Below are 17,620 nucleotides of genomic sequence, written 5' to 3'. Positions count from 1 at the left end.
GGTCTGCGCGTCGCCTTCGCGGGTACGCCCGAGTTCGCCGCCGTGGCGCTGCAGGCGCTGCTGGACGCCGGGTTCGACGTCCCGCTGGTGCTGAGCCAGCCGGACCGTCCCGCCGGTCGCGGCATGAAGCTGCAGGCCTCGCCGGTGAAGCAGCTGGCGGTGGCGCGCGGCATCGCCGTGGCGCAGCCGCGCAGCCTGCGGCTCGACGGCAAGTTCCCCGACGAAGCCGAGATGGGCCGGCAGGCGCTGGCCGATGCGCGCCCGGACGTGCTCATCGTCGCCGCCTACGGATTGATCCTGCCGAAGTGGGTGCTGGAGCTTCCGCGGCTGGGCTGCCTGAACATCCACGGCTCTATCCTGCCGCGCTGGCGCGGCGCCGCGCCCATCCACCGTGCCATCGAGGCGGGCGACGCAGAGACCGGCATCACCATCATGCAGATGGACGAGGGCCTGGACACCGGCGACATGCTGCTGCTCGAGCGCCTGCCGATCGCCGCGGCGGACACGACCGCGACGCTGCACGACAAGCTGGCGACGCTCGGCGGCCGGTTGATCGTCGAGGCGTTGGAACTCGCCGCCTGCGGCGGCTTCCATCCGGTGAAGCAGCCCGAAGCGGGCGTCACCTACGCCCACAAGATCGAGAAGGCCGAGAGCCAGATCCTGTGGGACGACAACGCCGCGCAGATCGTGCGCCGCTCGCGCGCCTTCGATCCCTTCCCGGGCGGCGTCGCGCAGCTCGACGGCGAGGCGGTGAAGATCTGGCGTGCCGAGGTCGTCGAGGCCGAAGGCTCGCTCGGCGAGCCGGGCCAGGTGCTGTCGGTCTCGCCCGAAGGCCCGATCGTCGCCTGCGGCGCCGGCAGCGTTCGGCTCACGGAGCTCCAGCGCGCCGGCGGCAAGCGCCTGCCCGCGGCGGCCTTCCTGCAGGCCCGGCCGCTCCAGGCCGGTGCCCGCTTCGCTTAACCCTGACTGAACCGTCGGGGAAACCGGCCCGGTGCCGGCTTGAAGCTTGCCAGCTTGCCGTCACGTGGGAGATCGGGACGGTGTACCGTTCCGGTGGATTTCCCTTCGCGGCTCCGGCCGCTGTTTTCGAGGAGTGATTGCGATGTTCAACCTGATGAAGACCGCCATCCTGATGGCCGCCATCACCGCGCTGTTCATGGTGATCGGCTCCCTGCTGGGTGGCCAGACGGGCATGCTGATCGCGCTGGTCGTCGCCGTGGGCATGAATTTCTTCAGCTACTGGTTCTCCGACAAGCTGGTGCTGAAGATGTACAACGCCCAGGAGGTCGATGAGCGCAGCGCGCCGCAGTTCTACAACATGGTCAAGGAACTGGCCGAGCGCGCCCAGCTGCCCATGCCCAAGGTCTACCTGATCGAGGAGAACGCGCCGAACGCGTTCGCCACCGGCCGCAATCCGGAGCACGCCGCCGTCGCCGCGACCACCGGCATCGTGCGCGTGCTGTCCGAGCGCGAGCTGCGCGGCGTGATGGCGCACGAACTGGCGCACGTGAAGCACCGCGACATCCTCATCTCGACGGTCAGCGCGACGATGGCCGGTGCGATCTCGATGCTGGCCAACTTCGCCATGTTCTTCAGCCCGCGCGACAGCGAAGGCCGTCCGGCCAACCCGATCGTCGGCATCCTGGTGGCCATCCTGGCGCCGATCGCGGCCTCGCTGATCCAGATGGCGATCAGCCGTGCCCGCGAGTTCGAAGCGGACCGCGGCGGCGCCGAGATCTCCGGCGACCCGCAGGCCTTGGCGAGCGCGCTGGACAAGATCCACCGCTATGCCCAGGGCATCCCGCTGGAGACCGCCGAGCGTCATCCGGAAACGGCGCAGATGATGATCATGAACCCGCTGTCGGGCGGCGGCCTCAAGGGGCTGTTCAGCACCCACCCGTCGACCGAGGAGCGCGTCGAGCGCCTGATGGCGATGGCCCGTCGCTGAAGCCCACCAGGCCCGCGACGCCCGGACGCCCCCGGGTGATCCCAGGCGCCGGAAGCTCGAAACACCGCCTCCGGGCGGTGTTTTTCATTGGATCGAGGGTGGCGGGGTCGACGGCACAATGGCCCGATACCGCCGGTGCGCCTCATTCAAGCGCCTGTCCCCGGCGGCCGAAAAGGACAGCATGAAGGCCTCTTTCCGCTCCCTGACCGTCATGACGGCGCTGCTCGGCGCCGCCGCGCTGCTGGCCGGCTGCGATCAGCTCGGCATCGAGGATCCCGCCAAGGTGGCGGCGTCCAAGCAGGCGGAAGGCAAGGCCATAGGCGGCGCCTGCCGCAACGCCCTGCGCGCCATCGAGGACTGCTACGCCCTGAACCCCAAGGCCCAGAAGGCCGCGGTCTACGACGGTTGGCGGGAGATGGACGAGTACATGCGAGAGAACAAGCTCGAGGGCACCCGTCCGCAGGTCGCGAACCCGCAGGCCAGCCGACCCGGCGCCGCGGCCTCCGACGACGAGGAGGACTCGCCGCGCTCCGCCAAGGGGCAGGTGGGCGAGAAGGCCGCGGACAAGTCCGCCGACAAGACGTCGGACAAGGGCAAGGGCGGGCATTGAGCGGTCACTGAGCGGCCGCCGGAGCGTCCGGCGCATCGGTCCGCCGTGCAGTTGATCCCGTGGTTGGTGCAGTTCGTCATCGCCCGGTCGCGGAGCGGGGACGTCACGGCGAAGATACGATCATCCGAAAGATCAGGAGATCGTCCATGACCACCACGTCCTTGCGCGCCACCCGCCGACTGTTCGCCATCACCGCACTGAGCCTGGCGTCCGTGGGCGCCGTCGGCACGGCCCACGCCTGGTCGCTGAGCTTCGGCAGTTCGCAGCGCATCGAGGGCAACGGCGAGGTCGCCGCCGAGGCCCGCGACCTCGGCGCCTTCGACGCGGTCTCGCTGTCGGGCGACTTCAAGGTCCTGGTGCGCCAGGCCTCGGCCGACAAGGTCGAGGTCAAGACCGACCGCAACCTGCTCAGCTACATCGAGACCAAGGTCGTCGACGGCAGCAAGGGCCGCACGCTGGAGATCTCGCCCAAGCGCGGCTTCAGCCTGAACGCCCGGGGCACGCCGATCGTCACCCTGGACATGCGCCAGTTGCGCGGCCTGACGATCTCCGGCTCCGGCGACATCCGCGTCGAGGCGATGAAGACCGGCAACCTGGACGCCAGCATTGCCGGCAGCGGCGACCTGCGCGTGCAGGGCCTGGACGCCGACCACGTGACGCTGCGCGTCGCCGGCAGCGGCGACATGCTGTTCAACGGCAAGGCCAACGCGCTGTCGGTGACCGTGGCCGGCAGCGGCGACGTCAAGACGCGCGAGCTGGTCGTCGACGAGGCCAAGGTCAGCATCTCCGGCAGCGGCGATGTCACCGTGGCGCCCACCCGCAAGCTGGACGTGCGCATCGCCGGTTCGGGCGACGTCGGTTACGTCGGCAGCCCGGAGATCAGCATGTCCAACGCCGGCTCGGGCTCGGTGCGCAAGCTGAAGTGAGTCCCTGACGCGGCGCCCCCGGGCGCTGTGTGGACGCCCCTCACCGCGCGAGCGGGCGAGGGGCGATTCGTTTGTGGACGGCGCAGACGACAATCGCGCCCATGGCGGAAGGACTCTCGGCGCTGGTGCGCCACCCGGAATTCAAGCGTGGCGCGAAGGAGATGCTCGGCATCACGCTGGGCATCTCGGCCTGGGGGCTGGTCACCGGCGTGGCCATGGTCAAGAGCGGCCTGGGCGTCGGCCTGTCGCTGCTGATGAGCCTGGCGGTCTTCGCCGGCAGCTCGCAGCTGGCGGCGCTGCCGCTGCTGGCCAGCGGCGCCCCGCTGTGGGTGCTGTGGGCCACGGCCTTCTGCGTCAACCTGCGCTTCGTGATCTTCAGCGCCCAGTGGCGCCTGTACTTCGGACCGCTGCCGCGCGCGCAGCGGCTGTTCATCGGCTACTTCGCGGCCGACCTCAACTACGTCGCCTTCCTCAAGCGCTTCCCCGACCTGAAGCCGGATCCCGACAACCAGCTCCCCTACTTCTGGGGCGGCGTGGCGACCAACTGGTTCGCGTGGCAGATCCCGGCCATCGCCGGCATCCTGCTCGCCGACCGCATCCCGACGAACTGGGGCCTGGGCTTCGCCGGCGTGCTGGCATTGCTCGGGTTGAGCTACTCGCTGCTGAAGGACCGCAACACCTGGATCTCGGGCGTGGTGGCCGGCTGCGCGGCGGTGGCGGCGTATGCGTTGCCGCTGCGGCTCAACATCCTCGTGGCCATCGCCGCGGCGGTGGCCGTCGGTCTGATGATGGAGAAGTGGCTTCCTCCGGCGTCACCGACGTCCGGGCCGACGCCGGGGCCGTCCGGCTCTTCCTCCGGGAGGTCCGCATGAGCGTGTGGGAAGCGGTGCTCGGCATCCTCGGCATGGCGGTGATCACGATGGTCACGCGCAGTTTCTTCATGATCCCGGACCGCGAGATCCCGCTGCCGCAGTGGGTGCGCGACGGTCTGCGCTACGCGCCGCTGGCGGCGCTCGCGGCGGTGATCGTGCCGGAGATCGTCATGACGCAAGGCGAGCTGATCCACACGTGGAAGGACGCGCGGCTCTATGCGGCGGCCGTCGGCACGGCCTACTTCTTCTGGAAGCGCGGCATCCTCGGGACCATCCTCAGCGGGACCGCGGTGATGCTGACGCTGAGGATCGGCCTGGGCTGGTGAGCCCGGCCGCGAACGGCCGGAGAGCGGGCGCGCGAAGCGGGCGGTCGCAGGTTTCAGCGGCGTTCCGTAACCCGCTCGGACACAGGCCGCCGTCACGCGGCTGTTAAGCTGCGGCCCGATTTGCCGGGCTTTGCGCGCCGCGTCTTCGAGACTCGCGGGCGCCCCCGGCGCCCCGCTTTCCAACTACTCGAAGCTCATCCCATGAACGTCCTGCGATTCGCCGATCTGATCGCCGCCGGCAAGGTGGCCGACCAGCGCGTCTTCATCCGCGCCGACCTGAACGTGCCGCTCAACGATGCGGGCGAGATCACCGAAGACACCCGCGTCCGCGCCTCGATCCCCGCGATCGAGATGGCACTGAAGGCCGGTGCCGCGGTGATGGTCACCTCGCACCTGGGCCGTCCGACCGAAGGCGAGTTCAAGCCCGAGGATTCGCTGGCGCCGGTCGCCAAGCGGATGGGCGAGTTGCTCGGCCGCGAGGTGCCGCTGGTCGCGCACTGGGTCGACGGCGTCGACGTGAAGCCGGGCCAGGTCGTGCTGCTCGAGAACTGCCGCGTCAACAAGGGCGAGAAGAAGAACGACGAGGCGCTGTCGAAGAAGATGGCCGCGCTGTGCGACATCTTCGTGCACGACGCCTTCGGTACCGCGCACCGCGCGGAGGCCTCGACCTACGGCATCGCGCAGTTCGCGAAGATCGCCTGCGCCGGCCCGCTGCTGGCCGCCGAGATCGACGCGATCACCAAGGCCCTGGCCAACCCGAAGCGCCCGCTGGTGGCGATCGTGGCGGGCTCCAAGGTCTCGACCAAGCTGACCATCCTGAAGTCGCTGTCGGCCAACGTCGACGGCCTGATCGTCGGCGGCGGCATCGCCAACACCTTCCTGCTGGCGGCGGGTCTGAAGATCGGCAAGTCGCTGGCCGAGCCCGACCTGGTCGGCGAAGCCAAGGCCGTGATCGAGGCCATGAAGGCGCGCGGCGCCGCGGTGCCCATCCCGGTGGACGTGGTGACGGCCAAGACCTTCGCCGCCGATGCGACGGCCACGGTGAAGGCCGCGACCGACGTGGCCGATGACGACCTGATCCTGGACATCGGCCCGAAGACGGCGGCGCTGCTGGCGGAGCAGCTGAAGGCGGCCGGCACGATCGTGTGGAACGGTCCGGTCGGCGTGTTCGAATTCGACGCCTTCGCCCACGGCACCGAGACCATCGCGCGCGCCATCGCGGCGTCGGACGCGTTCTCGATCGCCGGCGGCGGCGACACGCTCGCGGCGATCGCCAAGTACGGCATCGAGGAGCAGGTCGGCTACATCTCCACCGGCGGCGGCGCCTTCCTCGAAGTGCTGGAAGGCAAGACGCTGCCCGCGTTCGAGATCCTGGCCAGGCGCGCGCAGGGTTGAACGTTCAGCGCCCATGAAAAACGCGCCCTCGGGCGCGTTTTCATTTGTGGGTTCAGATCCCCACTCAGAGTCCCAGGTAGGCCGGCAGCTTCCCGTCGGCCGGCTTGACCGCCGCGAAGCGCGCGGCCAGCTTGGACTGCAGCGCCACCGGCAGCGGCGCGAAGCCCGTGCCGCGCGTCAGGTCGTCGCCGTGCATGAAGCACCAGTACAGGAAGCTCATCACCGGCGCGGCGCCGACGCTGGTCGCGGGCGTCGCGTCGATCAGGATGAAGCTGGTCATCGTGATGGGCCAGCTCTCCGCGCCGTCGCGGTCCATCAGCGAGGCCAGGTCGTCGCCCTTGCGCGAGAGGTCGCTGTTGGCGATCGCGGACTTGAAGCCGGTCTCGCCCGCCGCCACCCATTGGCCGGCGGCATTGCGCAGGCGCACGCCGTTGAGCTTGTCGCGCTGCACGCGGTCGTAGCTGACGTACGCGATGGTGCCCGGCGCCGCCTTCAGCGCCTTGGCCATGCCGTCGTTGCCTTCGGCCGCCTCGACCTCGCCGGGCCACTTCGGCTGCGCGTTCGCACCCACGTCCTTCGCGAAAGACGGCGACACCGCGCTCAGGTACTTCGTGTAGCCCTCGGTCGTGCCGGACTTGTCCGCGCGCACGATGCGCTTCACCGGCAGCGCCGGCAGCGCGACGCCCGGGTTCAGCGCGGCGATGCGGCCGTCGTTCCACTTCGCGACGCGGCCCATCATCAGCTCGGCGAGCAGGTCGCCGGTGAGTTGCAGACGGCCTTCCGGCACGCCCGGCAGGTTGACCACCGGCACGATGCCGCCGACCAGCATCGGGATCTGCACGAGCTTGCGCTTGGTGAGCTCCTCCGCGGCGAGCGGCGAGTCGCTGCCGCCGAAGGCCACGTCGCGCGCGGTGATCTGCTTGACGCCGTCGCCCGAGCCGGTCGGCTTGTAGCGCACGACCTGACCCTTGGTCTTCTCGTAGGCCGTGGCCCAGCGACCGTAGACCAGCGAAGGGAACGAGGCGCCGGCCCCGGCCAATGCGGCGGTCTGCGCGAAGAGGGCGCCAGGTGCGCCGAAGGCGAGGGTGACCGGGAGGGCCGCGGTCAGGCGAAGCAGCGCACGGCGCTGCGAAGTCAGGGGAGCGGGCGGGGAGGTGGGCACGGCGGGACTCGGAAGAGGTAGACGACAGCGGGGCGCATTCTAGTGAGCGCGTTCTTCGCACGCCGTGATGGACGCCCGTGTGGGGGGACTTGCCGGCGGATCTCGGGAGGTTGCTCTAACTTGCGGGCAAATCCCGATGCGGATTCCATCGCGCGCATCGGCGATTGCCATCTTTGCATGGGAGTTAAAGCTGAATTCATCGCGCCGCCGGAGCCGGAGGATTAAGCTTTGCGCCCCCGACGGAGATTTGCATGACCGACAAGAACGACGACCTCGACCTGAGCCCGGCCGAGGCCGCACTGCGCGAGGCGGCGCGGGACTACCACCGCTTCCCGACGCGCGGCAAGATCGCCGTCACGCCGACCAAGCCGCTCGCCAACCAGCGCGACCTGTCGCTGGCCTACTCGCCGGGCGTCGCCTATCCCTGCCTGGACATCGAGCGCGACCCGTCGCTGGCCGCGGACTACACCTCGCGCGGCAACCTGGTGGGCGTCATCACCAACGGCACCGCGGTGCTGGGCCTGGGCGACATCGGCCCGCTGGCCGCCAAGCCGGTGATGGAAGGCAAGGGCTGCCTGTTCAAGAAATTCGCCGGCATCGACGTCTTCGACATCGAGCTGGCCGAGCGCGATCCCGACAAGCTCGTCGAGATCATCGCGGCGATGGAGCCCACGCTGGGCGGCGTCAACCTCGAGGACATCAAGGCCCCCGAGTGCTTCTACATCGAGAAGCAGCTCAGCGCTCGCATGAACATCCCCGTCTTCCACGACGACCAGCACGGCACCGCGATCATCTCGAGCGCCGCGCTGCTGAACGGCCTGGAGCTCGTCGGCAAGGACATCGGCACGGTGAAGGTGGCGGTGTCGGGCGCCGGCGCCGCGGCCATCGCCTGCCTGGACGTGATGGTCGGCCTGGGCGTGAAGCGTGAGAACGTCTTCGCCGTCGACTCCAAGGGCGTGATCCAGAGCGAACGCGCCGATGCCGGCAAGCTCGACGAGTCCAAGCGTCGCTACTGCCAGATCACCTCGGCGCGCACGCTGGCCGACGTCGTCAAGGACGCGGACGTGTTCCTGGGCTGCTCGGCGGCCGGCGTCCTGACCGCCGAGATGGTCAAGACGATGGCGCGCCAGCCCATCATCCTGGCGCTGGCCAATCCGGAGCCGGAGATCCGCCCGGAGCTCGCGAAGGAAGCGCGCCCCGACTGCATCGTCGCGACGGGCCGCTCGGACTATCCGAACCAGGTCAACAACGTCCTGTGCTTCCCGTACATCTTCCGCGGCGCGCTGGACTGCGGCGCGACCAAGATCACCGAGGCGATGAAGCTCGCCTGCGTGCGCGAGATCGCCGATCTGGCCAAGGCCGAGACCCCGCCGGAAGTCGCCGCGGCCTATGCCGGGCAAGACCTGGCCTTCGGTCCCGACTACATCATCCCCAAGCCCTTCGACAGCCGCCTGATCCTGCGCATCGCGCCGGCCGTGGCCAAGGCCGCCGAGGAGTCCGGCGTCGCCACCCGTCCGATCCAGGACATGGCGGCCTACCGCGAGCAGCTGTCGCGCTTCGTCTACCAGACCGGCATGTTCATGCGCCCGGTCTTCGCCGAGGCGAAGGCCCATCCGGCCCGCGTCATCTACGCCGAGGGCGAGGATGAGCGCGTGCTGCGCGCCGTGCAGGTGGCGCTCGACGAAGGCCTGGCCAAGCCCACGCTGATCGGCCGCCCCGAGGTCATCGCGATGCGCCTCAAGCGCGCCGGCCTGCGCATCAAGCTGGGCGAGGACGTCGCCGTCATCGACCCCGAGAACGACCACCGCTTCCGCCAGTATTGGGAGGCCTACCACCAGGTCATGGGCCGCAACGGCTTCACGCCGGAGATGGCCAAGTCGGCCGTGCGCCGCTCCAACACCACGATCGGTGCGCTCGCGATCCAGCTCGGCGATGCCGACGCGATGATCTGCGGCACGGTGGGGCGTTTCGACTCGCACCTGGAGCACATCCAGAACCTGATCGGCCTGAAGCCGGAGGTTTCCAACTTCGCGACGATGAACGCGTTGATGCTGGAGCAACGTACGCTCTTCATCGCCGATACCTTCGTCAATGAAGACCCGACCGCCGAGCAGCTCGCCGACATCGCCTGGCAGGCGGCCGAGGAGCTGCAGCGCTTCGGCCTGCCGCCCAAGGTGGCCTTCCTGTCGCACTCGATGTTCGGCAGCAGCAAGCGTGCGTCGGCGGTCAAGATGCGGCGCGCCCGCGACCTCTTCGCCGCGGCTTACCCGACCATTGAATGCGACGGTGAGATGCACGGTGACGCGGCGCTGTCCGAGGACGTGCGCAACAACTTCCTGCCGGAGTCGACGCTGTCGGGCTCGGCCAACCTGCTGGTGCTGCCGACGCTGGATGCCGCGAACATCCTGTTCAACGTGCTGAAAGTGGTGGGTGGTCAGGGTGTGACGGTGGGTCCGATCCTGCTGGGCGCCAAGCGCCCGGTGCACATCCTGACCCCGTCGGCGACGGTGCGCCGCATCGTGAACATGACGGCCCTGGCGGTGGCGGACGTCAAGGCGGCGAAGGCCTGATCCTTGCGGGGAGGTGGCATGGCCGCCCCCGGCGAGGAGGCCGGCGCGAGGCGCGCGGAGCGCGCTTCCATCACTGACTGGGCGCAGACTGTCTGAGGGTAGCGAGCCGGAGGTGAGCGGACCGAGTTGGGCGCCCCTCGCGAAGGCCGAGTCGCCGGGGGTGGTCATGCCACCGGTGCTCGGTCCCATCGACCGTTGCCGTTGGAAACTCCGCCGTAACTCGCGGAAACTGTTCCGATGTCGTTTTGGCGGCTCATAATCGACCGCTGTAACTAAATTTCAGACAGAGACAAGACATGTCCCGTGCCACCAAGATCGTTGCCACTCTCGGTCCCGCGTCGTCGTCCCCCGAGATCCTGGAAAAGATGATCCAGGCCGGCGTCGATGTGGTGCGGCTGAACTTCTCGCACGGCAAGGCGCAGGATCACATCGACCGTGCCCGCATGGTGCGCGAGGTGGCTGCCCGCGCCGGCCGCCAGGTCGCGATCATGGCGGACCTGCAGGGGCCGAAGATCCGTGTCGGCAAGTTCGAGAACGGCAAGATCGAGCTGGTGAACGGTACGCCCTTCGTGCTCGATGCCGACCGCACCGAACCTGGCAACGAGCTGGTCGTGGGCCTGGACTACAAGGAACTGCCGCGCGACGTGAAGCCTGGCGACACGCTGCTGCTCAACGACGGCCTGCTGGTGCTGACGGTGGAGTCGGTGCGCGGCTCGCAGGTGCACACCATCGTCAAGCAGGGCGGCGAGCTGTCCAACAACAAGGGCATCAACAAGCAGGGCGGCGGGCTGACCGCGCCCGCGCTGACCGGCAAGGACATGGAGGACATCAAGACCGCGATGTCCTTCCAGTGCGAGTACCTGGCGGTGAGCTTCCCCAAGAACGCCACCGACATGGAGATGGCGCGCCAGTTGGCCAACGTCGCCGGCGAGCCCTTCCGCCACAAGCCGGGGATGATCGCCAAGATCGAGCGCTATGAGGCGATCCCGCACCTGGAGGCGATCCTGAAGGCCTCCGACGGCATCATGGTCGCCCGCGGCGACCTGGCCGTGGAAGTCGGCAACGCCGCCGTGCCCGCGCTGCAGAAGCGCATGATCAAGATGGCGCTGGAGCTCGACAAGGTCTGCATCACCGCGACGCAGATGATGGAGTCGATGATCGTGAACCCGGTGCCGACCCGCGCCGAGGTGTCCGACGTCGCCAACGCCGTGCTCGACGGCACCGACGCCGTGATGCTGAGCGCCGAGACCGCGGCCGGCCGCTTCCCGGTCGAGACCATCCAGCAGATGGCCGCCATCGCGCTGGAGGCGGAGAACGCCGAGTTCGTGACGCTGGACACCGACTTCGCCAACCGCCAGTTCGGCCGCATCGACCAGTCGATCGCGATGGGCGCGCTGTTCACCGCGCACCACCTGGGCTGCAAGGCGATCGTCGCGCTGACGGAGTCCGGCTCCACCGCGCTGTGGATGAGCCGCCACCGCATCCACGTGCCGATCTACGCGCTGACCTCGCAGGTGCTGACGCATCGCAAGATGGCGCTGTACCGCAACGTGACGCCGCTGCTGATGCCCAACTTCAACGACCGCGACGAGGCGCTCAAGGCCGCGGAAGACCTGCTGATCGAACGCGGTGTGCTGATGCCGGGCGACACCTACGCGATCACCTGCGGCGAGCCGATGGGCTACCCCGGCGGCACCAACATGCTGAAGGTCTGCCGCGTCGGTTGACGGGTCGGCCGACATCCGGAGCTGCTCCGTGAAGCCACTGCGCCGCCGCGATCTGCTGATCGGCGGCGCGGGCGCGGCGATGACCGTCGGGACCGTGCTCGCACAAGGCGAGGTCGGCGTCGACACCGCCCCGGGCATGGCCGCGGACGATCGGGAGCCGGTCCGGCTCGCGATCAGCGAGCAGACCCACAAACCCTTCGTCCTGCCGCTGCTCAAGCGCATCGCCGAAGCGGCCGACCTGCAGTGGGAACTGCTGCTGCTGCCCTGGCCGCGCGCGCTGCTGGGCGCGCAGCTCGGCCAGCACCTGGTCTTCGGACTCTCGCGCAGCCCCGCGCGGGACAAGCTCTTCGCGTACAGCCACCCGGCCTTCGTGAGCCGCGGCTGGCTGGTCGTGCCCAAGGCGAAACCGATCCGGTTCGACAAGCTCGAAGACCTGCGCGGCCGCGCGCTGTGCGTGTCGCGCGGGTCGACCTACGGCGCCGCTTTCGAAGAGGCCAGGCACCAGCAGCTGTTCCGTGTCGAGAGCGGCGGCAACGACCTCGGCGCCCGCGCGCGCATGCTGGCGGTGGGGCGCTGCGACGCGATGGTCGCGACCCATCGCGGCAGCGCCGCCGCGTTGGAGCGGCGCCTGCGCGCGCTGCGCAGCGGGCAGTTCCAGGTCCTGCCCAGGCCGGTGGTGGAAGAGGGCATCGTGTTCGGCGCCGCCAAGGGCAGCGAACCCGCCTCGCTGCTGCCGCGGCTGGACGAGGCGATCGCCCGCAGCCGTGCCGCCATCCAGGCGTTGGTCGACAGCGATCTCTGACCGTGGTTCCTGAGCGGCGGACTCGACGTCGCCGTGGCCGTCAAGCGGCGGACGCGGCGAGCGGTCTGCCTCAGGCGTTGCGCGCGGCCTGCACCAGCGCGGCGATGCGCGGCGTCATGTTCAGGGGCACGAGTTCCACTTCCTGGTGCGCCCGCGCGAAGACACGGAACAGTTCATCCGCGAACGCGTGGCCGACATCGGTGACCCCGTCGAAGTCCACCTCCGCCCGCTTGAACTGCGGCAGCCGCACCGCGACCCGCCGCGCCTGCGCGCGCGAGTCCAGCATCTGCCCCGCGACCACCACCAGGTTCAGCATCACCCGCGTCTGGTCGAAGGCGATGCCGGTGCCGTCGACGCTCCACTGCTCCAGCACCTGCTCCAGCGTGCGGGTGCTGTCCAGCGACATCGCCATGTAGATCGAGCTGCCCTGGCGCGGCAGGCCCTTGCCGTCCTTCCACGCGTTGCCTTCCCAGGCGCGGCGCTGGAACGCCTTGCCGTTGGCGTGGATGTCGAAGACGTCCGCCAGCTGCGAGCTGAAGAACAGCCCGCGCCCGGTGTGCGCCTGCGGCTGCGTGGTCAGCCGGCCCTTGCTGAGCTCCAGCATCGCGTGGCGCGCATCGGTCAGCTCGTAGGTGTCGCGGATCTTCTCGAAGACGCCGCAGCCGTCGTCCGACACCAGCAGCTGCGCGTGCGTCGGCGTCTGCCGCAGCGACACGGTCACGCTGCTGCCGCCGCTGTGGTCGATGGCGTTGTTCACCAGCTCGGTGAAGCCGTGCTGGATCATCCGCGCGACGTGACGCGGCAGCGCGAAGTGCGGGGCGTAGTCGCGTTGCCAGATCACGTCTTCCATCAGCCCGTGCAGCGTGTAGCTGCGCGCCACCTGTCGCAGCGCGCCCGGTCCGAAGACCGGCCGGCGGGCGGTCCCGGAGCGCGTCAGCCAGTGGGCGTCGACCAGGCGGCGCAGCGCGTTCAGCGTGGCGCGGTGGCTGGCCCCGGTGCGTTCCTCGACGAAGGCGGGCAGGTCGAGCGAATGCTCGTTGGCGGCGGCGGTGATCCAGAGCGTGAGCTGATCGATCGCGAGGCGGGTCATGAAATTCCTGGAAGCGGCGGTCGCGCGGGCGCTCCTCGCCACCGGCGGCGGGACAAGGCACGGCGCTTGCTCCGACGGGGCGGGACGCCCGGGCGAGAGCCTACCGGCCGCGTCCGCCGCCGCGCAAGCGCACAGACCCCTGTCCAGGGGGAGCCGGCGCGCGCGGATGCGGTCTGCGCCCGTGTGCACGCCCATGCACAACCTCCACCGAGGGGCCGGCCACGTGGCGCGGCCCCGAAGGGACGGGGGCCGCAGGGGATTGGTATGGCACCAGTTCGGGGGGAGCCCCAGGTTGGTTACAGGGCCCGTCATGGCGGCTCGCTAGAATCCCGAACAGTTACGGCGCGGTTACGGCGAGGCTTTGGCGTCGCCCCGCGGCCCAGGATTTTTCACTATCTCGGAGAACTCTCATGGCACTCGTCTCGATGCGCCAGCTGCTGGACCACGCAGCTGAACAGGGCTACGGCATCCCGGCGTTCAACGTCAACAACCTGGAGCAGGTCCAGGCCGTGATGGCCGCCGCCGACGAGGTCGGCGCGCCCGTGATCCTGCAGGCCAGCGCCGGCGCCCGGAAGTACGCCGGCGAGGCCTTCATCAAGCACCTGATCCAGGCCGCGGTCGAGGCCTACCCGCACATCCCGCTGGTGATGCACCAGGACCACGGCACCAGCCCCAAGGTCTGCGAGGGCGCGATCAACCTGGGCTTCGGCTCGGTGATGATGGACGGCTCGCTGATGGACGACGGCAAGACGCCCGCCAGCTTCGACTACAACGTGGACGTGACCCGTCGCGTCGTCCAGATGTCCCACAAGGTCGGCGTCACCGTCGAGGGCGAACTGGGCTGCCTGGGCAACCTGGAAACCGGTGATGCGGGCGAGGAAGACGGCATCGGCGCCGACGTCAAGCTGGACCACAGCCAGATGCTGACCGATCCGGAAGAGGCCGCCACCTTCGTCAAGGCCACGCAGCTGGACGCGCTGGCCATCGCCATCGGCACCAGCCACGGCGCCTACAAGTTCTCGCGCAAGCCCGACGGCGACATCCTGGCGATCTCGCGGGTCAAGGAGATCCACAAGCGCATCCCCAACACGCATCTGGTGATGCACGGCTCGTCGAGCGTGCCGCAGGAACTGCTGGCCATCATCAACCAGTACGGCGGCCAGATGAAGGAGACCTTCGGCGTGCCGGTGGAAGAGATCCAGGAAGCGATCAAGCACGGCGTGCGCAAGATCAACATCGACACCGACATCCGCCTGGCGATGACCGGCGCGGTGCGCAAGTTCCTGTTCGAGAACCCGGACAAGTTCGACGCCCGCGAATGGCTGAAGCCGGCGCGCGAAGCGGCGAAGCTGGTCTGCAAGGCGCGTTACCTGGAATTCGGCTGCGAAGGCCAGGCCCCGAAGATCAAGCCGCGCAGCCTGGTCGACGTGGCCGCCGCCTATGAGCGCGGCGAGCTGGCGCAAGTCGTCCAGTAAGCTCCGGACGCGTCAGAACGTCCCCGAACGGACCGGCCTCGCGCCGGTCTTTTCATTTCTGCTTGCCTTAATTCCGCACTCGTCTTTGGGAATCCGCTCATGGCACATGCGTTCACCTACGGCACGCTGATGTGGCCGGACATCATGGCCCGCGTCTGCGGGCCTGACGCCGAACCGGCCGCGGCGCCGGTGTCGGCCACGCTGGCGGACCACGCGCGCCATCCGGTGCGCGATCACGACTACCCCGCGATGATCCCGGCGACAGGGCATCACGTCGTCGGTCGCCTGTATCTCGACGTGCCCGAGGCCGCGTGGGCGCGGCTGGACCGCTTCGAGGGCGAGGACTACGAGCGCCACGAGGTGCTGGTGACGCTGGCCGACGGCAGCTGGCGGCGGGCCTGGACCTATCTCTTCAAGCCGGACGCTGTGCCGCGGCTCGACGAGGGCGATTGGGACGAGGCGCGCTTCGAGCGGGAAGGCAAGGCGCGCTTCGTCTCGCGCTACGTCGGCTTCACGTCGATCTGAGGCGTCCTGAAGCGGATCGACGGGTCGTCCGGCGTCGGCGAGGTTTCCTGAGCCGCCTCTAGAATCCCGGCTTTGCTGTTCCGTCCGACCGCACACCCATGACCGCCGCCCTGCATACCTCGTCGATCACCTCCCTTCCCCTCATCGCACGCGGCAAGGTGCGCGAGAACTACGCGGTCGGCGACGACCGCATCCTGATGATCGCGTCGGACCGCATCTCGGCCTTCGACGTCATCATGAGCGAGCCCATCCCGGGCAAGGGCGCGCTGCTGACGAAGATGGCGCTGTTCTGGTTCGACAAGCTGGACGGCATCGTTCCCAACCACCTGACCGGCGACGATCCGCTGTCGGTGGTGACCGAGGCGGAGAAGGCGCAGGTCCGTGACCGCGCGATGCTGGTCAAGCGCCTGAAGCCGCTGCCGATCGAGGCGGTGGTGCGCGGTTACCTGGCGGGCAGCGGCTGGTCCGAATACAAGGCCAGCGGCAAGGTCTGCGGCGTCGAGCTGCCCGCCGGCCTGCAGAACGCGAGCAAGCTGCCGCAGCCGATCTTCACGCCGGCGACCAAGGCGGATATGGGCGACCACGACGAGAACATCGATTTCGAGCGCTGCGCCGAAATCATCGGCCGCGAGCTGGCCGAGCGCGTGCGCGACATCGCGATCCAGCTCTACCAGCGCGCCGCGGACATCGCGCTGACCAAGGGCATCATCATCGCGGACACCAAGTTCGAATTCGGCCTCGATGCCGACGGCACCCTGACGCTGATGGACGAGGTGCTGACGCCCGATTCCTCGCGTTACTGGCCGGCGGAAAGCTACGCCGTCGGCAGCAACCCGCCGAGCTACGACAAGCAGTTCCTGCGCGACTGGCTGGAACAGGCGACCGTGGACGGCCAGCCCTGGGGCAAGGTCGCGCCGCCGCCGGCGCTGCCCGAGGACGTGATCGTCAACACGTCCGCGAAGTACCAGGAAGCGCTGGACCGGCTGACACGCTGAGGCCGGCATGCAAGACGCCTCAGCCCCGCCGTCCGCCGCCGCGGCTTCCCCGGTGATCAAGTCCCGGCTGATGAAGCAGCTGGACAAGGACATCGCCGCCGCGACCTCGCCGACAGCGTCGGCGGCGGCGCGGGCCAAGCGCGCGATGCTGCTGGCCCGGCACGGCGCGGTGGCCGAGGCGCGCGAGGCGCTGACCGCCCTGCATCAGCTGTCCTTCCAGCATCCGCATCCGGAGATCGGGGCCTGGCTGCACATGGCCGAAGGCCTGATGAGCTATTACAACGGCTTCGTCGCGCAGCAGGCCTGGGACCGCATCCTGCGCGCGCATGCGATCGCCGGCGCATCGGAGGCGCTCATCGAGGTGCGCGTGCTGGCATCGGCGTGGCTCTCGCAACTGGCCTTCATCCGTCATGACCCGGTGGCGATGGTCGAGCACGCGAAACGCTGCCTCGACGAGGCGCCGCCCGAGCACAACGTGGCGCTGGCGCGCGTGGCGATCACGCTGGGCCTGGCCTGGCATTACGCCGGCGACACCGCGTCCGCGCAGCGCTGGTACATCCGCGCGCGCCGTCACGCGTCGGTGGAAGGCGACGATGCCTCGCTGTCGGCGCTGATGTTCAACATGGCCGGCATGCGCGCCTCGCAGCTGCGGCGCGAGAGCCTGTCGGGCCAGTCGTGGCGCGGGTCCGAGCTGATGCTCTCGGTGGACTCCGTGCACCACTTCGACGAGGCCGTCGGCGCGCAGATGATGACCGAGCTGACGCCGGTGCTGCGCGCGCAGGTGCTGACGATGCAGGGCGGCTTCGACGAAGCCAGACGCCTGTACGAGGAACACCTGCCGCAGGCGATGTCGCTGGGGCTGGAGCGTCTGGGCAGCAGCCTGCTGTCGGACCTGGCCTGGTGCCGGGCCAACCTCGGGCAGCACGAGCACGCGCTGCATCAGGCGCGCGAGGCCGAGATCGAGCTCGATCCCGAGTGCGAGCTCGATGACCGCGCGATCACGCACAGCCGGCTGGCGCAGACCTTCCTGATGCTCGGCGAGACGGACGATGCGGATCGCCACCAGGCGCTGGCCGACGAGGCCTGGCGGCAGTTCTTCGAACAGCAGCAGCAGTGGCGCGATCTGCTCGCGGGAAGCGAGCTCCAGGCCTGAGGTCACCGCTCGGCGAGAGGGCGGGAAGGCTTCAGTACTGACAC

Annotated in this window: 16 protein-coding genes; 14 read left to right on the top strand and 2 right to left on the bottom strand. The window is 69.2% G+C overall.

The features are described 5' to 3' along the window. Positions 1–3: 3 nt before the first annotated feature. From fmt to ABE85_RS19980, 7 genes are all read left to right on the top strand, one after another. Complete coding sequence (gene fmt, locus ABE85_RS20010; RefSeq protein WP_067283202.1) at positions 4–960, top strand: methionyl-tRNA formyltransferase; 957 nt, start codon at positions 4–6, stop codon at positions 958–960. 142 nt (positions 961–1,102) lie between these two features. Continuing rightward, positions 1,103–1,948, top strand: coding sequence for a zinc metalloprotease HtpX (htpX, locus tag ABE85_RS20005; RefSeq protein WP_067278726.1), 846 nt, complete (start codon positions 1,103–1,105; stop codon positions 1,946–1,948). Between the two features lie 181 nt (positions 1,949–2,129). After that, on the top strand, positions 2,130–2,558 hold the full coding sequence (locus ABE85_RS28540; protein WP_067278722.1) for a hypothetical protein: 429 nt from the start codon (positions 2,130–2,132) through the stop codon (positions 2,556–2,558). Positions 2,559–2,704: 146 nt separating this feature from the next. After that, the gene (locus ABE85_RS19995) at positions 2,705–3,484 is read left to right on the top strand and encodes a head GIN domain-containing protein (protein ID WP_082938789.1); all 780 of its coding nucleotides are present in this window, start codon (positions 2,705–2,707) and stop codon (positions 3,482–3,484) included. A 101-nt stretch (positions 3,485–3,585) separates the two neighbouring features. Next, positions 3,586–4,356, top strand: coding sequence for an AzlC family ABC transporter permease (locus ABE85_RS19990; protein WP_067278718.1), 771 nt, complete (start codon positions 3,586–3,588; stop codon positions 4,354–4,356). Next, on the top strand, positions 4,353–4,682 hold the full coding sequence (locus tag ABE85_RS19985) for an AzlD domain-containing protein (RefSeq protein WP_067278715.1): 330 nt from the start codon (positions 4,353–4,355) through the stop codon (positions 4,680–4,682). Before ABE85_RS19990 ends, ABE85_RS19985 begins: the two co-directional genes overlap by 4 nt. Positions 4,683–4,883: 201 nt before the next feature. Continuing rightward, positions 4,884–6,077, top strand: coding sequence for a phosphoglycerate kinase (locus ABE85_RS19980; RefSeq protein WP_067278712.1), 1,194 nt, complete (start codon positions 4,884–4,886; stop codon positions 6,075–6,077). Positions 6,078–6,141: 64 nt separating this feature from the next. On the opposite strand, the gene pstS is transcribed toward ABE85_RS19980, so the two are convergent. Further along, positions 6,142–7,239 carry a phosphate ABC transporter substrate-binding protein PstS gene (gene pstS / locus ABE85_RS19975; RefSeq protein ID WP_082938788.1) on the bottom strand — a complete coding sequence of 366 codons (1,098 nt, stop codon included), beginning with the start codon at positions 7,237–7,239 and terminating at the stop codon, positions 6,142–6,144. A gap of 251 nt (positions 7,240–7,490) precedes the next feature. Here pstS and ABE85_RS19970 point away from each other — a divergent pair, with 251 nt between their 5' ends. The 3 genes from ABE85_RS19970 to ABE85_RS19960 all read left to right on the top strand — a co-directional run bounded on the left by ABE85_RS19970 (position 7,491) and on the right by ABE85_RS19960 (position 12,338). Then, a complete protein-coding gene (locus ABE85_RS19970; RefSeq protein WP_067278709.1) occupies positions 7,491–9,809 on the top strand; it encodes an NADP-dependent malic enzyme in 2,319 nt (772 codons plus the stop codon). Between the two features lie 296 nt (positions 9,810–10,105). After that, complete coding sequence (gene pyk / locus ABE85_RS19965; protein ID WP_067278706.1) at positions 10,106–11,536, top strand: pyruvate kinase; 1,431 nt, start codon at positions 10,106–10,108, stop codon at positions 11,534–11,536. A 28-nt stretch (positions 11,537–11,564) separates the two neighbouring features. Continuing rightward, positions 11,565–12,338 carry an ABC transporter substrate-binding protein gene (locus ABE85_RS19960; RefSeq protein WP_067278703.1) on the top strand — a complete coding sequence of 258 codons (774 nt, stop codon included), beginning with the start codon at positions 11,565–11,567 and terminating at the stop codon, positions 12,336–12,338. A 70-nt stretch (positions 12,339–12,408) separates the two neighbouring features. Here ABE85_RS19960 and ABE85_RS19955 read toward each other — a convergent pair whose 3' ends face one another. Next, entirely contained in the window at positions 12,409–13,428 is a 1,020-nt protein-coding gene (locus ABE85_RS19955; protein ID WP_067278699.1) for an STAS-like domain-containing protein, read from the bottom strand. A 410-nt stretch (positions 13,429–13,838) separates the two neighbouring features. Here ABE85_RS19955 and fba point away from each other — a divergent pair, with 410 nt between their 5' ends. The 4 genes from fba (at position 13,839) to ABE85_RS19935 (ending at position 17,576) form a co-directional block, all read left to right on the top strand. Continuing rightward, on the top strand, positions 13,839–14,903 hold the full coding sequence (fba, locus tag ABE85_RS19950) for a class II fructose-bisphosphate aldolase (protein ID WP_067278696.1): 1,065 nt from the start codon (positions 13,839–13,841) through the stop codon (positions 14,901–14,903). Between the two features lie 99 nt (positions 14,904–15,002). Continuing rightward, the gene (locus ABE85_RS19945; RefSeq protein ID WP_067278693.1) at positions 15,003–15,428 is read left to right on the top strand and encodes a gamma-glutamylcyclotransferase family protein; all 426 of its coding nucleotides are present in this window, start codon (positions 15,003–15,005) and stop codon (positions 15,426–15,428) included. Positions 15,429–15,526: 98 nt separating this feature from the next. Then, positions 15,527–16,423: a phosphoribosylaminoimidazolesuccinocarboxamide synthase gene (locus ABE85_RS19940; RefSeq protein ID WP_067278690.1), complete on the top strand. Its 897-nt coding sequence runs from the start codon at positions 15,527–15,529 to the stop codon at positions 16,421–16,423. Positions 16,424–16,430: 7 nt separating this feature from the next. Further along, a complete protein-coding gene (locus ABE85_RS19935; protein ID WP_067278687.1) occupies positions 16,431–17,576 on the top strand; it encodes a hypothetical protein in 1,146 nt (381 codons plus the stop codon). Positions 17,577–17,620 lie beyond the last annotated feature (44 nt).

The organism is Mitsuaria sp. 7 (genome assembly GCF_001653795.1).
Classification (GTDB): Bacteria; Pseudomonadota; Gammaproteobacteria; order Burkholderiales; family Burkholderiaceae_C; genus Roseateles.
This window is presented reverse-complemented; position numbering and strand designations above follow the sequence as displayed.